At 30.2% G+C, this 15500-nt stretch carries 11 protein-coding genes, 1 pseudogene and 1 riboswitch; of the genes and pseudogenes, 3 read left to right on the top strand and 9 right to left on the bottom strand.

The annotated features are described in order from the left end of the window. Positions 1–4: 4 nt before the first annotated feature. From Q0649_RS04430 to spo0A, 3 genes are all read right to left on the bottom strand, one after another. On the bottom strand, positions 5–1186 hold the full coding sequence (locus Q0649_RS04430) for an acetyl-CoA C-acetyltransferase (protein WP_298837952.1): 1182 nt from the start codon (positions 1184–1186) through the stop codon (positions 5–7). A gap of 383 nt (positions 1187–1569) precedes the next feature. Further along, entirely contained in the window at positions 1570–3282 is a 1713-nt protein-coding gene (locus Q0649_RS04425) for a sigma-54-dependent Fis family transcriptional regulator (RefSeq protein ID WP_298837947.1), read from the bottom strand. An 85-nt stretch (positions 3283–3367) separates the two neighbouring features. Then, positions 3368–4174, bottom strand: a complete 807-nt coding sequence (spo0A, locus tag Q0649_RS04420) for a sporulation transcription factor Spo0A (protein ID WP_298837944.1) — start codon at positions 4172–4174, stop codon at positions 3368–3370. A 362-nt stretch (positions 4175–4536) separates the two neighbouring features. On the opposite strand from spo0A, the gene Q0649_RS04415 reads away from it, so the two are divergent. From Q0649_RS04415 to nrdG, 3 genes are all read left to right on the top strand, one after another. Beyond that, positions 4537–4959, top strand: a complete 423-nt coding sequence (locus Q0649_RS04415) for a DUF3842 family protein (RefSeq protein ID WP_298837942.1) — start codon at positions 4537–4539, stop codon at positions 4957–4959. 52 nt (positions 4960–5011) lie between these two features. Next, a riboswitch (cobalamin riboswitch) is annotated at positions 5012–5201 on the top strand. Positions 5202–5342: 141 nt separating this feature from the next. Then, positions 5343–7493, top strand: a complete 2151-nt coding sequence (gene nrdD, locus Q0649_RS04410) for an anaerobic ribonucleoside-triphosphate reductase (RefSeq protein WP_298837939.1) — start codon at positions 5343–5345, stop codon at positions 7491–7493. 1 nt (position 7494) lies between these two features. Next, positions 7495–8004: an anaerobic ribonucleoside-triphosphate reductase activating protein gene (gene nrdG / locus Q0649_RS04405; protein WP_298837936.1), complete on the top strand. Its 510-nt coding sequence runs from the start codon at positions 7495–7497 to the stop codon at positions 8002–8004. A gap of 62 nt (positions 8005–8066) precedes the next feature. Here the strand turns inward: nrdG and mltG are convergent, their stop codons facing one another. The 6 genes and pseudogenes from mltG to gtfA form a co-directional block, all read right to left on the bottom strand. Then, positions 8067–8861 (bottom strand): endolytic transglycosylase MltG, encoded by a 795-nt coding sequence (gene mltG, locus Q0649_RS04400; protein ID WP_298837933.1) that lies wholly within the window; start codon positions 8859–8861, stop codon positions 8067–8069. Positions 8862–9064: 203 nt separating this feature from the next. Continuing rightward, positions 9065–10289 (bottom strand): annotated as a pseudogene (arcA, locus tag Q0649_RS04395) (arginine deiminase). Between the two features lie 311 nt (positions 10290–10600). Continuing rightward, positions 10601–11062 carry a GtrA family protein gene (locus Q0649_RS04390; protein ID WP_298837929.1) on the bottom strand — a complete coding sequence of 154 codons (462 nt, stop codon included), beginning with the start codon at positions 11060–11062 and terminating at the stop codon, positions 10601–10603. 96 nt (positions 11063–11158) lie between these two features. Continuing rightward, on the bottom strand, positions 11159–12115 hold the full coding sequence (locus Q0649_RS04385; protein WP_298837926.1) for a carbohydrate kinase family protein: 957 nt from the start codon (positions 12113–12115) through the stop codon (positions 11159–11161). 232 nt (positions 12116–12347) lie between these two features. After that, positions 12348–13319 carry a LacI family DNA-binding transcriptional regulator gene (locus Q0649_RS04380; RefSeq protein WP_298837923.1) on the bottom strand — a complete coding sequence of 324 codons (972 nt, stop codon included), beginning with the start codon at positions 13317–13319 and terminating at the stop codon, positions 12348–12350. A gap of 53 nt (positions 13320–13372) precedes the next feature. Further along, positions 13373–14842 carry a sucrose phosphorylase gene (gene gtfA, locus Q0649_RS04375; protein WP_298837920.1) on the bottom strand — a complete coding sequence of 490 codons (1470 nt, stop codon included), beginning with the start codon at positions 14840–14842 and terminating at the stop codon, positions 13373–13375. Positions 14843–15500 lie beyond the last annotated feature (658 nt).

Here is a 15500-nt window from a genome sequence, read left to right as displayed (position 1 = left end):
TTTTCTATTTTCTTTCAACAATAATTGCTGTTCCTTGACCGCCACCTATACATAATGTAGCAAGTCCAGTTTTAGAACCTCTTTTTATCATTTCATATATTAATGTAATAAGTATTCTTCCACCTGAAGCTCCAACTGGATGACCTAGTGCAATAGCTCCACCATTTACATTTACTATTTCTGGATTTAATCCTAAATCTTTAGCTACTGCTAATGATTGAGAAGCAAATGCTTCATTAGCTTCTATTAAGTCTAAATCAGCTACTGTAAGTCCTGCTTTTTCTAATGCTTTTTTACTTGCTGGAACTGGACCGTATCCCATTATCTTTGGATCTACTCCTGCTGATGCATAAGATTTAATTGAAACTAATGGTTTAAGTCCTAATTGATCTGCTTTGTCTTTTGACATAACTATAAACATAACAGAACCATCGTTTATTCCTGATGCATTACCTGCAGTTACTGTACCACCCTTTTTAAATGCTGGTTTTAATTTAGTTAATTTATCCATAGTTATTCCAAATCTAGGACCTTCATCTGTATCAAATGTTATTGGGTCACCTTTTCTTTGAGGAATTACTACTGGAACGATCTCATCTTTAAATTTGCCTGCTTTTATTGCTGCTTCAGCTTTATGTTGGCTTTTTAAAGAAAATTCATCTTGTTGTTCTCTAGTGATATTAAATTTTTCTGCAATATTTTCTGCAGTTATTCCCATATGGTAGTCGTTAAATGCATCCCAAAGAGAGTCTTTAATCATAGCATCTACTACTTTACCGTCTCCCATTCTTTTACCCCATCTTTCGTTTGGAAGTACATATGGAGCATTACTCATACTTTCAGTTCCACCAGCTAAAACTACTTCTGCATCTCCACACATTATAATCTGTGCTGCCATACTTACTGCTCTTAGTCCTGAACCACATACTTTATTTATTGTTAATGCAGATGATGATTCATCTAGTCCTGCATTTATAGCTATTTGTCTTGCAATATTTTGTCCAAGTCCTGCTTGAATTACGTTACCAATAATAGCTTCTTCTACTATTTCTGGTTTAATCCCAGCTCTTTTTATAGCTTCTTTAGCCACAATAGTTCCCATCTCTACAGCTGATACTTTTGATAATCCTCCACCAAAAGTTCCTATTGCTGTTCTTGCTGCTCCTACAATTACTACTTCTCTCATATGTAACCCTCCATTAATTTATTTATCTAACTTATTATTAACATATAATAGGAATTTATAACATAATTATTTTTTCCTATATATAATACTAGCAATTTTCATGCCAAGTTGTAAATCCCTCGCAAACCTCACTATAGCAACTTACTTCTTTATAACAAAATTAAATGTAGCTCGTAATGTAAACTTAGTTTACACTAATATTTCTATAAGTTTATCTTTTTTAAGCTTGTTAATATTATAACCTATTTGTTAAAAAAATCACTTAAAGTATTTTCAATGTATTGATATAACTATACATTTAATTTTCTCTATGGTTTTCACTTACAATACTATAGGTATTTTTCATAAAAAAATAGTACGTGTAAACATAGTTTCCATGTGTACTATTGTAGATTTGTCGATTTTATTAAATTATATCGGTTTAATTTTTTATATAAACCTGCCCTACTAAGCCCCAATATTTTTGCTGCTTCTTTTTTATTTCCAATAGTATCCTTTAAACATTCAATGATAATGTCTTTTTCAATCCTTTCAACAACATCTTTCAAGTAATTGTTTTCTAATGAATACTTCTTAATTTTACTCTTAATTATTTTTTCTGGCAAATGCTTTGGCATTATATAAATATCATCATCAAGCAAATTAACGGCTCTTTCTATTACATTCTCAAGTTGCCTTATGTTCCCAGGCCAACTATAAGCTTTTAAAAAATCTATTGCTTCCCTAGAAATACCTTCGGCTTTAACGTTATATTTTTTACATATTTTTATCATGAGCTTACTTGCCAATTCCTCAATATCTTCGCTCCTCTCCCTTAATGCTGGTAATCTTAAATGCATAACATCTAATCTATAATACAAATCTTCTCGAAATTTTCCATCATTAATTAACTGTTCTAACGATTTATTGGTAGACGCTATAATTCTTACATCAACTTTAATAGCATCATTTCCACCTACCTTAACAAGTTCCTTCTCTTGAATAACTCTTAAAAGTTTAACCTGCATATTCATAGGCATATCCCCAATTTCATCTAATAGAATCGTGCCACCATTTGCATATTCAAACTTACCTTTTCTGCCTGATTTTTTTGCCCCAGTAAACGCTCCTTCTTCATAACCAAACATTTCTGACTCAAAAAGCTCTGCTGGAATAGCTCCACAATTAATTTTTACAAAAGGCTTTAAACTTCTTTTACTAGCATTATGAATAGAATGTGCAAAAAGTTCTTTACCCGTCCCACTTTCTCCAGTAATTAGGACGTTCGAATCTACCTTAGCTACTCTTTTAGCAAGGCCCATTACCTCCTGGCTTTTATCACTGCTTCCTATAATATTGTTAAAAGTATATATTGCCTTAGGGTCTGTACTTAATTCATTTTTATAGCCTTCCGCTTCTTTATCCAAAAGACATAATTTGTTACTAAGCATTTTAAAATCATTTAAATCCTTAAACATTACTTTCCCAATTGCGCCAACAACTTCACCATCTTTTATTATAGGAACTCTCATAGAAATCATCTTATGACCATTTGCTTCTTGAATTTCACCAAATTTTTTTTCGCCGGTCCTTGCCACTATATGTAGTTTTGTGTTTTCAATAACTTCAGTTACATGTTTTCCCTCAGGATTTTCGCAATTAATAAATCTTTTATATTCATCGCTCATCATAGTTATTATCCCATTCTCATCCACTACAACTATGCATTCATTTACAGTATTTAATATTGTATTTAATATTTCTTCATTTACCATTTTTTCATTTTTCACGTCTATTAATGGATTATTTTGAACTTCTTCATGAAAAACCTCAAATGCACCTATAACCTCACCACATTGAGTTATTAATTTACGTGTTACAATAAATTTACCTTCTTTTTTGTTAACCTCAGCCTCTCCATTTTCAATAATACTTATTAATTTACTAGAAGAAAGTATATCTAAAATATATTCTCCTATGCTATTATCTGCATCAATTTCAAACAATCTTTCAGCAGCATTATTGATTATCTGAATAATACCTCTTTTATCTATAACTACAATACCTTCATTAATATTGCTCATAACCTCGTTATAGTAATCCTTAATTATATCCATTTGTCACCTTCCTAAAGTCTTATAACTCAATTATAAAGTTGATAGTTTTTTTTTTCAAGATATACTGATGATTAATTCATTTATTCTACTGTAATTGCATTAACTTATCAGCCACCATTACTATGAATTCTAAATTTGCAGGCCTATCCTTTTTATAACTAGTAGTATATCCAAAGATTTTATTAATATTTTGGACTTGGCTATTTCTCCATGTAACATCTATTGCATAATTCATCGCTCTTTCAACCCTGCCCGAAGTGGTATTAAACTTTTTACCTACTAATGGATACAATTCCTTTTTAACCGATGATGAATGTTCACTATCAGTTATTAATATATTTATTGCTTCTTTTAAATACATATAGCCTTTTATATTACCCGGCACCCCAATTTCATTTATAATATTAGTGATTTGAGTAGTAATAGTATTTTTTTGATTTTTATTTTCAGTATTTATTTTGCCATTATCCTTATCAGTAATTATTCTTTTTAGTTCTTTATTACATATGGTATTATCTACTATCTCTCTTATTTTTTTAATAAATAATTTCATGTCAAAAGGTTTTACAATATAATAATCTGCTCCAAGTGATATAGCCCTTTTAGTTGTTACTTCGCTCCCAACTGCAGATAAAACTATTATATGAGGTTTTGTTTTTAACTTCATTTTATTTAGCCTCTCTAGTACTCCCAAGCCATCAATAAAAGGCATGATTATATCAAGTATTACTAAATCAGGTTGTTTTTCTTTAATTAATTTTATAGCCTGTACTCCATCCTTTGCAATTCCAGTAACAATAATACCTTTCTGATAAAACAGATACTCATTAAGGATATCACAAAATTCATCATTATCATCCGCAATAATGACTCTTATGTTTGACTCTTCCATATTTGCAATCTCCTTTACATATTGATTTTATACCAATATTATATATATTCTACAAAAGATTGTAAAATCCTCTATTTTTCTAAAAATATTGTCGAAATAAATACTATAAAAGCCTTATATAAATATTTTTTATTACTAATTTTAAGCTTTTAATAATTATTATTGATTGTATATGTCGAATTTTGTGTTATGAGTGAAAAATATTATTTATTATTAAAATAATGTTATAACATTTATATATATGTTTAAAAATATTGTTTAAATTTTTATGATATACTGTTTAAAATACATTTATAGAATTATATAAAAAATTTAAATGGTAGATATAAAACACTATTCTATTATTTGGGGGAGGTATTACCATGAAAATTGCTGTTATAGACGCTCAAGGAGCAGGTCTTGGTAAAACAATCATAAAAAAACTTCATAAAGATATCGACCTTAATATTTATATCATTGCACTTGGTACAAATACCTTTGCTACTTCGAACATGATAAAGGCCGGTGCAAATTTAGGAATAAGTGGAGAAGATGAAATTTGCTCATTTTGTATTTCAAATAAAATAGATAGTATTATTGGACCAATTGGCATGATATGTAGTGGTGGTATAAACGGAGAAATAACCCCTAAGATTGCTTCTACAATATATAATATGGATTGTACTAAATATATTATTCCATTACAAAAACATGGTATCTATATTCCTGGAACACGTAATCTTCAAATCAAAGATATAATTGAAGATATTATCCTTCATATAAAAAACAATGTAAAACTATACTAGTAATATATAAGGATTGATTTAATTGATAACATGATATAAACTATAATTAAATTTAATATTATAATTATGAGTAACTAAAGTAATAAAATACATTAGTTAAAAGGGAAGATAGGTGAAAATCCTACGCGGTCCCGCCGCTGTAAAAGAAGAGTCCTCATTAAAACACCACTGGGAAACTGGGAAGGTTATACGGGGGCAATGATACTTAAGCCAGAATACCTTCCATAATTACACACAATAGCTCTACGAGAGATAGAGAGGTGCTAGCAATATCTTTTTTAGTTGCGATGATTTTAAGTCTCTTAGCTCAATAGTTAAGGGACTTTTTACCGTTTGCACAAATTTAATATAACTTTTGAAAAAGAAATACACGGAGGTATTATATGCAAGTAATAAAAAGGGATTCGAGAACAAAGGAATTTAAACCAGAAAGAATATCAACAGCAGCTGGGAAAGCTTTTATAGAAGTCTATGGAAAGGAAAATAAAGAATTTAATAATCTTGTTTTAACAAGGGTATTAGAAACTCTTAAACAAAGGGGAGAAGCTCTAATTCCAATAGAAGAAATACAAGATATAATTGTTAGCGAGATTAAATTACTGGATGAAAAGGTAGCTCTAGCTTACATAAGTTATAGAGAAGAAAGAACTTTTGAAAGAGATAAAAAAGGAGAATTAGATAAAGAAATAGATAATATAATTAACGCTGTTTCAGAACAGACTAATTCCAATGGAAACCTTGATGGAAGCAAAATTCAAACAATAAGAGCATTAATTTCAAATGTTGTTGGAAGCAACTATAGTCAAAGACATAAAATACCTAAAAAGTATTTAAAAAAGCATAAAAAAACCATATATATACATGATGAAACTTATTTTGGTTTACCTCTTTTTAATTGCTGCCTTGTTGACTGGATTAATATGTTTGAGAATGGATTTGACTTAGGTACGACACTTATAGGAACACCAAATTCAATTGAAACCGCAATCAATGTATTATCTCAAGTTGCCAGTCATATATCTAGTAATACATATGGAGGAACTACCTTCCCAACTTTAATAACAGGGCTCACTCCTTATGCAGTTAAAAGTTTAAATAAACATAGAGCTATTGGCAAAAAGTGGATTGAAGATACCCTTAAAGTAGAAGAATATGCCTGGGATAGATTAGGCAAAGAAATAGAAGATAGTATGCAATCACTTGAATATGAAGTTCAAACTTTAATGACAAGTAGGGCTGAGACTCCATTTTTAACACTTGGTATAAACAATGTTGATTTGAATGCTAGTGAAGAGGATCAAAAAATACAAAAAATGATAACTGAGGCTATATTAAATCAAAGAATTAAAGGATTAACTGGTGGCGTTACTCCTGTATTTCCTAAACTAGTATATCAAAATACAAAAGGTAATAATCTTAATCCAGGAGATAAGTACTATGATTTGTTCAAATTAGCGGTTGTATGTAGTGCACATAGACAATACCCGGATTATATTAATACTGATAAGGCAATTGAAGTCACTGGCGATTATAAGGAATGTATGGGTTGTAGGTCATTCCTTGGAAGTTATCTAGACGAGGCAGGCAATTACAAGACTGCTGGAAGATTTAACTTTGGAGTAATATCAATAAATCTTGTAAGACTTGCAATTGAGGCAGATAGAAATGAAGATTCATTTTTTAAATCTCTACATGAAGCACTAAACGATTGTAAGGATTTATTAATGATAAGATATGACATACTAAAAAATATTAAAGCAAAGCAAGCTCCTATATTATATATGAGTGGTGCAATTTCTAAATTAAAGGCAGAAGATACAATAGAGCCATTACTCAATAACGGGTATTCTTCAGCATCCATTGGTTATGTTGGATTACATAATTGTTTAACTGCACTTTATGGCAAAGGTCTCGATGATAGAACTGAAGAAACATCTAAAAGAGCAACTAAAATCATGCAATATCTGAGAGATTATTGTGATGAACAAAAGGATAAAACAAAAATAGGCTTTAGTTTATATGGGTCTCCTGCAGAGACTCTTGCAACAAAGTTTTGCTTAGAGGATGTAAAAGATTTTGGAGTTATCGATGGCGTAAATGACAATGGATATTATGAAAATTCATTTCATTATCCGTCTAATGAATTAATATCACCCTTTGATAAATTAGATTTAGAATCTGAATCATCATCTCTATCTTCAGGTGGCGCAATATCATTTGTGGAACTAGGAGATATGACTAAGAATCTAGTGGCACTCGAGGATATTATAAGGTACTCATATGACAAAACACATTTTCTCGGAATATCTTCAATAAGTGATAAATGTTTAAAATGTGGATATACCGGAGAAATGTTTACAAAAGAAAATAGCGATACAGAGTTTGAGTGTCCTGTATGCAAAAATGACGATAAAATGTTGTTAAGCATAATAAGAAAGCTTTGTGGATACCTTGGTAGCATCTTCGAAAGACCCGTAATTAATGGTAAAATGAAGGAGATTAAGAACAGAAAGAATAACAAAGGATGTAATTAAAATGAATTATGCAAATATATTCTTTGATGACACTGTAAATGGAATAGGCTTTAGAACCTCATTATTCGTAAGTGGGTGTGCAAAGACCCCCCCTTGTAAAGGATGTTGGAGCCCAGAAGCAAGACATTTTGATTGTGGCATGGTTTTTACTAAAGAAACGAAAGACTCTATTGTAGCAAGTATGAAAAAACAATATGTAAAAGGATTATCCATTCTCGGAGGAGAACCAATGGATAATCTAGCTGATGGGACATTACTTGATTTGGTAAAAACAATAAGAGCTATTTTCCCTCACAAAACTATATTTTGTTGGAGTGGTTATTCATTTGAAGACCTTATTAAAGATCCTATAAGATTAGAGTTTCTTAAGTATATAGATATGTTAAGAGATGGTGAATTCATAGAAAATCTTAAAGATATTACTCAATATCTAAGTGGTTCTAAAAATCAAAGAATGATAGCCTCTAGCGAAAGCCTAAAACAAAATAAGATTATAAAATACATCATTTAAAATAATTAAGATAACTTTAAAATCCACAAGATGAAGTCAACATTCCTCTTGTGGATTTTTATCTATTTTATATATTTAGCTACATTTTTAATGTGCTCTGCATACGTTTTAGAAAATATATGCTCATTAGTTTTACTATTTAATACATAAAAAATATAATTTGTTTTTGCTGGATGCACCGCCGCATTTATTGACTTAATTCCAGGGTTGCATATTGGCGATGGAGGTAACCCTTTATTTAAGTAGGTATTATAAGGCGATTTTACTGCTAAGTCCTTATTGTATAGCTTTTTCTTATCTCCAATTATATATATAATTGTGGCATCTATTTGGAGTGGCATCTTTATCTTTAATCTATTCTGAATAACACTTGCTATCTTTGTTCTGTCTACATCTTTTGCTGCTTCTTTCTCAACTAAAGAAGCTTCTATTACAATATTTCTTATATTAAGCTTGTTTTTAGTTATATAGTCTTTATTAGATTTCATACTAAACTCAAAAGTATCAAGCATTTTTTTTATAATTACTTTGCTCGTTGCATCCTTTTGAAAAGTATATGTAGCAGGAAATAGGAAGCCATCTAACTTATGTTTATCATTTGGTACACCTTTTAAAAACCAATAATTATTATCCTTGTAATTTTCAACTTCCTTTATAAAATCCTTTTGTGTAACTAATCCTGCCTTTTCAAGTGTTTTTCCTACCTCCTCATAAGTGTACCCTTCTGGCACTGTGACTTTTACTATATTAGCTTGTTTATATAAAATATTGCATACGTGCAATACTCCAAATGCCACTATAATAAAAATAATAAGTGATAATATTTTTATTCTAAATTTCATAATTTTACGGTTCATACTCACCTTAACTAGTTAAGTTGATAAAACCCAATTTCAACCCCTTTTTCTTGTTAAATGTATATTATAAGCTGTTTTTCCCCTTTGTTTATCCTCCAAAAATTTTAGTTCTTAAATTATTATACCATTTTGACACAACATAAGCATTATAATACAATTAGTTATTAAGGCCATTCTAAATTGATATTTAGAATGGCCTTAATTTATAAATTATCTCTATTTAATGGCATACTCATACATCTAGGACCACCTCGTCCTCTTGACAACTCGCTACTTGGCATTGTTATAACTGTTATCCCACGTTTTGATAATATTTCATTTGTAATATAATTTCGTTCATATGTTATAACTTTTCCTGGTGCAATAGCTAGAGTGTTTGATCCATCATTCCATTGTTCCCTTGCAGCTACAATAGAGTCTCCCCCACCGCATCTTATTAATTCAACCGCCGGAACCTTTAATGCTGATTTCAATATATTGCTCAATATATCTTTCTCTTGTTTAATCTTTAATTCACCATGAGCATCTTTTGTGATTTCAAAAACATTAAGTGGTCCTTCTATCCCAGGGTGTATTGTAAATTTATCATAATCAACCATAGTTAAATACAGTATCAAGATGCATAAATGCTCTGCAAGCTGGAATCTCAAATACTAATACTTTCTCAAAAGAGGTATGTTTATTAAATAAATTTCTTGCTACCACTTCTATAGCCTCTGGTGATGTCCTTTGACTACATCCGATTGCAAGTGTTGTATCTGATAATACCAATTCATCTCCACCTTCTATATTGCAAGGTAACGTCCTATCATACCAAAGTTGCACTTCATGTTCTTTAAAAGAATTATGATATTTATGAATAAATTCTAGGAACATTGTTTCTCGCCTTCTTGCCTCAGTCTGCATAGTACTTATGGTTATACCATTTCCAATTGAAGCACCTGGATCCCTTGTAAAATAAAGATTAGGCATAGGATCTAAATAGAACGGATACTGATTTTCTATTAATCCTCTTAGTGAATGCACTTTCTTAACATCAATCTCATTTTTTCTAACTCCAGCCATAAGTATATTAATCATTTCTTTTGTTGGCTTTGACATTAAATATGTATAAAGAGATTTATATATTTCTATATTACTAATATGACTTTCCTTTAAAAATTGTTTTAAAAATATTTTTTTTATATCATTATCATTCAAAGCATCCGCTACTAATTCTTCTAAATAAAGAACCTCAATATCGTTTTCTTTTAATATTTGTGCAAATCTATCATGTTCTCTTCTCGCTACTTCTAGATAAGGAATATCATCAAAAAGTAATTTTTCAAGAAGATCAGGCACTAAATTCTCTATTTCCCTTCCGGGTCTATGTAGCATTACTTTATTAAGTTTTCCTATTTCAGAAGTTACATTTATAAATGATTCCATTTAATTTGGTCCTCCTACTCATTTTATTGATTAACTCATTATAAAGTGTAAAAATACATAAGGGAACCCTATTATTCCGTCATAAGCTCATATATGTGTTTCATATTAGCACTGTAATCAATTTATATTTCTTTATATATATAATGATGTGTTTTACGTCCTAATGCTATGCATGTTTATACTTAATATTTTAGTTTTAATTTTTATATATATATACACAATGTTTATTTATTATACATAACAACGGAAATAGTGCATAAAAATTAATATAATAGAATTTTTTAAATTACGCTTTTAAAATCTGAAAATATTCAAGCTATTTCTTTATTTCCAGATGAGGATTTTATAATTGTTCCAAAAACCCAGAATCTATATCCTAAAAAATTAACAACTTGAGCTAAAACCATAGAAATAATTTTTGCAATTAAAGGATTCATTGCACTATTGGTCAGTAATATACTCATCCCTATTAAACTTACACCAAGTGAAGCTGAATTAACAACAATGAATTGAATAATCTCTTTTGTCGTTTTCTTACTCACTTTCGTATCATTAAAAGTCCAAAATTTATTTAAAAAATAACTATTTAACGTACCCCCTGAATATGATAATATCTGACTTATAACATAGTTAACACCAAATAAACCATTTAATACAGAGAATATTCCAAAATCAATTGTAGTATTTAAGCCCCCTACACATCCAAACCTTACTATCCGTTTAAGTTTTCCATTACTTATATATTTGTTATAAATATTTTTAAAAGTAATCACGTGCTTCACTCCTTCCTTATTCCTATATTTATATACTAACAAAGAAATGTATCAGAATTAGCAAATAATCATGTTAAAAATATGTTACCCTCGCCCCTATAATTGGTAAATATTTTTTATCTCTTCTATCGAAGGTAATTCAACTACTGCACCCAAAAACTTAAGTTTATAAGCGCTAACTGCTGATGCTAAGTAAAGAGCTTCCTTAACTGTATACCCCTTTATAATTGATGCATAAAAGCCTGACCAAAATGCATCTCCTGCACCTGTTGCATCAACTACATCTGTAGCTAATGTAGGTATTTTTATCCTTTCACAACCATTTGAAACAACAGCTCCAGCTTTACCAATAGTCATTATTACAAGTTTTGCTCCTAACCCTAAAAACTTATCAATTTGATTATCAATTGTATCTTTACCAAACAATCTTTGTGCATCATCCTCAGATGGTTTTATTATATCTACATACTTAATAATCGATTTTACATATTCTATACCATCGTGACCTCTTTCCCATATCATCGGATGATAATTTGGGTCAAATGCAATAATAATTTTATTTTTTCTGGCTATTTTAATAATTTGCTCCATAGTACTTCTAAATGGTTGCCTTGATAATGGCCAACATGAGAAATGCACAATTTTGGTCTTTTTTATTTTTTTCTCCAGTTCTTCGCTATAATACACTTGAAAATCAGCATTCCTATAAAATATAGGGACTGGTGTTTCTATGCTTTTTGTTATTAAAACAATGCTAGTTGGATAATCAACCTGCTTTACCATACTAGTATTAATATTATTGTTCTTTAAGTGTTGTATTAAAAACTCTCCCAAACCATCATAACCTACGGCACTCACAATTTGAGATTTTATTCCCAGTTTCGTTGTATTCATTGCAATATTTGCTGGTGATCCTCCAAAATACCTTTGGTAATCATTACTTTCGAAGTTATTACTATATTCTTTTGATATCAGGTCGACAAGTAGTTCCCCTACTGCTAAAACATCAATTTCTTTATCATTAAATTCTACTTTTTTATTAAAATTTATCATATTAATCCCCCTAAATACATGATAGTAATAGTATAGTTATTATAATTTTTATTATTTTATCGTTGTAAATTAATGTAACTTATTTCTCGTAATTCCATTATACAATATATTTATTTACGGTGTTAATCGAATGACATATTGTTTTATAATATGTGCTACAATGAGGAATACACACAAAAATAGAGACTGCGGATCTCCATAGCCTCTATTAATAATTCATTTAAATAAACAGTTAAGTGGTCTTTCTTTCCACTAAGGTTACAGGCAATATATTTTCTATATCTACTTCTTTTTTTTCAAGTAAATCTATTAGAATTTTTACTGCTAGCTCCCCCATATTTTCTATAGGTTGTTTTATTGTAGTTAAAGGTGGAACTATAAGTGATGCTATATTAATATCATCATACCCAACAATTCTTAAGTCCTTTGTAATATCTTTTCCAATTAAGTTAGCAACATGTATTATTGAAGCTGCTATCATGTCACTACTAGCAAACACACCATCTATATCTGGATGCTCTTCAAACAGCTTACATGCCAGTTTCTCATAGCCCTCAAAAATATCAAGCTTTGCCTGTTTTATAACAAACTTAACTTTTCTCGCAAGTACTACATCCATAAAAGCCTGATAACGCTTATTTGCAGGAGTGTTAATTTCAAGAGGTCCGCTTATATGAGCAATCTTTTTACAACCTCTATCTATCAAAAGGTTTGTAGCTAAAATACCTCCATGATAATTATCAGATGTAACAAAAGGTATATTATTAGTAAAAGTTCTATCAAGTGCTACAATCGGCAAAGTAGGACTAAGATAATCTAATGTATCTACAGTATGGCTTCCCATAATTATTCCGTCTACTTGATATCTTTTAAGCATCTCTACATAATCTTTCTCCTTAACACTATCTTGATAAGAATTACAAAGTAAAATCTTATAACCAGCTTTATAAGCATAATACTCTATATAACTAGTAAGCTCAGCAAAAAATGGATGAGCTACATTCGGGATAATAAGTCCAATTAAATTAGACTTTCTTCTAAACAAAGATCGTGCTATTTCATTGGGCTGATAATCAAGTTGTTTCATAGCATCATGAACCTTGTTTCTAGTAACCTGACTTATATAGCCTCTATTATTTAAAACCCTTGAAACAGTTGTAACAGTGACTTCAGCTATTTTAGCCACATCTTTTATCGTTGCCATAAAAACATCCTCACCCTTGCACAATCAATTTGAGTCATTTACATTGTAACTTCTTAGATTACATATTGAGCAATCTTGCCAGACTCATCAATGTATTCTATCACAGACTTATTAGTTTTTAAATCTATAAATAAGGTACAAAACCTAGCATCATTTTTCCAATAAAGGCAAATATCATCATTAGTAGATTCTAAGACCTTGAATTTTCCGTTAAATGCAGGGTATTCATTTCTAAATCGTATAAGCTTTAAAAGTCTTTGAACAACTTCTTTCTTAACTGACTGCTCAATTTCCAAAAGACTGAAGTTATGCCTGTTAATTTCTCGGCCTTCACCAGTTTTCTTTACATTTTCAACATCATTTTCTCCTGCTAGTAGTCCCACATAATATACCTGTGGTATTCCAGGCGCAAAAAATTGAATTGCTCTAGCTGCCAAATAGGCGTCATCATCACACCCCAACATAGAGTAGTAAGATCCTCTTATTTGATGAACATCAAATCCGTCTTCTGCCTTATCTTCTTCTGATAAAATAAGACTTAAATTTGAACCTCGTTTGAGAGTTAGATCTACTAGTTTTCTCGCTTCCTTAGTATCTATGAGGTCATCCATATCAGGCTTTACAGGAATGCCATCATGGCAGTCAAGCATTGTAAACTGTCTCGCAGGACGAACTTTAAGATATTCACAAAGTTTCTCACTAGATTTATTTATTAATGTATCAAGAATAGTATAAGGCAAAATAAAATCATAAATCCAAAACCCATGCTCTGCAAGTTTGTATTGAGTAGAGTAATGTGAATGAACTTCTGGGAGCAATTCAATTTTCAAAGAATCTGCCAATTTCTTAATCCAATCAAGAAAATCATATACTTCCGGTTCTACAAAAAAGCAGCTTGTTCCAAGCTTTTTGATAACATATCCAACTGCATCTAATCTTACTATTTTAATGTTATTCTTGCTGAAATTCACAAAGAACTCTTTAAGAAGCTGTTTTACCTTATCTGACCTTACATCCAAATCAATCTGCTCAGAAGGACTAGTTTTACCAAATGTAGTCCATACCCTTTCTTCCTCACCGGTCTCTTTTATTTTAAAGGTGGAATATGGCACTCTCCTGCGAAGTGACATCTTTTCAATGTCTTCTTTAACTGGTTTTCCATCTTTCCAAACTTTATCTAAAGTAATGAACAAATCAGCATACTCTGATTTTCTACCTTTTTCAAGAAAATCTTGAAAGTATATAGACTTACCTGAAATATGATTAACCATTAAATCAACCAATACATCAAAATTTTCACCTATAGCTTTTATATCCTCCCATGTACCAAACTCTGGCTCTATCATCAAATATGTAAGTGGAGCAAACCCCCTGTCTCCCGAAGACGGAAATGGTGGCAGAATATGAACTCCACCTTTAAAAATGTCATAAAAATATTTTAGAAGTACCTTATTAAGAGTTTTTAAATCACCCCCCATAGAGTCTGGGTAAGTGATAATCTGTACTTGGTTTTTTACAGTCATGCTGCAATCTCTCCTTTAAACATCGATTTAGAACCTATTTGCCTTTATTATATATGTGGATTTGTTGTATGTCAATAGGTTGACATGTTGTGTTTTATTTGTCTTACAACCTGAATCTTTGAACCATACCACTTAGTCCATCTTATAATATTGTTTGACTTTGAGTGGCTTTTATTACTTTTGTGTTGTATCTGATTTAAATAATTATGTGAACTTCGTATTATTCATTAATTTTCTTAATTTCTTGTCATAATTAATATATATATATGTGTAAAATAATAAAGAGCTAATAATTTTAAAATACACATTATGTTGACACCCTTCTGACATTAACTAAGGCTATAATAAAATAAAATATAATAGAAGTACTAGTTATAAAAAGTATGACCTTTAATGGCCGAAATGGGGACACTTTATTATGAAACCTGAAGACAATAAACAATCCGAAATTTCAAGGATTTACTCTATTTAAGTTGCTCTGTGCGTTACCACACCAGTACTGGTACTTGTTGCAATTAAAATATTATTAACCAGTATTTAAATTATACTAAGCAATTTAACTTAGTATTCTAATGGATAGTGTTAACTAACTTATGAAAAAACAATAATTGGGAAAATTAGGATATATACCTCTAATTAGAAATGAAAACATACTTTA

The sequence above is a fragment of the uncultured Clostridium sp. genome (assembly GCF_937920395.1).
GTDB lineage: Bacteria > Bacillota > Clostridia > Clostridiales > Clostridiaceae > Clostridium_AD.
Note: the sequence above shows the minus strand (reverse complement) of the source record. Positions and strands in the feature narration are given on the sequence as shown.

Excerpts from the sequence above, each read along its gene's own strand:
- nrdG (WP_298837936.1), top strand. The coding sequence starts at position 7,495 with ATGAATTATGCAAATATATTCTTTGATGACACTGTAAATGGAATAGGC.
- mltG (WP_298837933.1), bottom strand. The coding sequence starts at position 8,861 with ATGAACCGTAAAATTATGAAATTTAGAATAAAAATATTATCACTTATT.
- nrdD (WP_298837939.1), top strand. The coding sequence starts at position 5,343 with ATGCAAGTAATAAAAAGGGATTCGAGAACAAAGGAATTTAAACCAGAA.
- Q0649_RS04385 (WP_298837926.1), bottom strand. The coding sequence starts at position 12,115 with ATGATAAATTTTAATAAAAAAGTAGAATTTAATGATAAAGAAATTGAT.
- Q0649_RS04430 (WP_298837952.1), bottom strand. The coding sequence starts at position 1,186 with ATGAGAGAAGTAGTAATTGTAGGAGCAGCAAGAACAGCAATAGGAACT.
- Q0649_RS04380 (WP_298837923.1), bottom strand. The coding sequence starts at position 13,319 with ATGGCAACGATAAAAGATGTGGCTAAAATAGCTGAAGTCACTGTTACA.
- Q0649_RS04415 (WP_298837942.1), top strand. The coding sequence starts at position 4,537 with ATGAAAATTGCTGTTATAGACGCTCAAGGAGCAGGTCTTGGTAAAACA.
- spo0A (WP_298837944.1), bottom strand. The coding sequence starts at position 4,174 with ATGGAAGAGTCAAACATAAGAGTCATTATTGCGGATGATAATGATGAA.
- Q0649_RS04425 (WP_298837947.1), bottom strand. The coding sequence starts at position 3,282 with ATGGATATAATTAAGGATTACTATAACGAGGTTATGAGCAATATTAAT.
- gtfA (WP_298837920.1), bottom strand. The coding sequence starts at position 14,842 with ATGACTGTAAAAAACCAAGTACAGATTATCACTTACCCAGACTCTATG.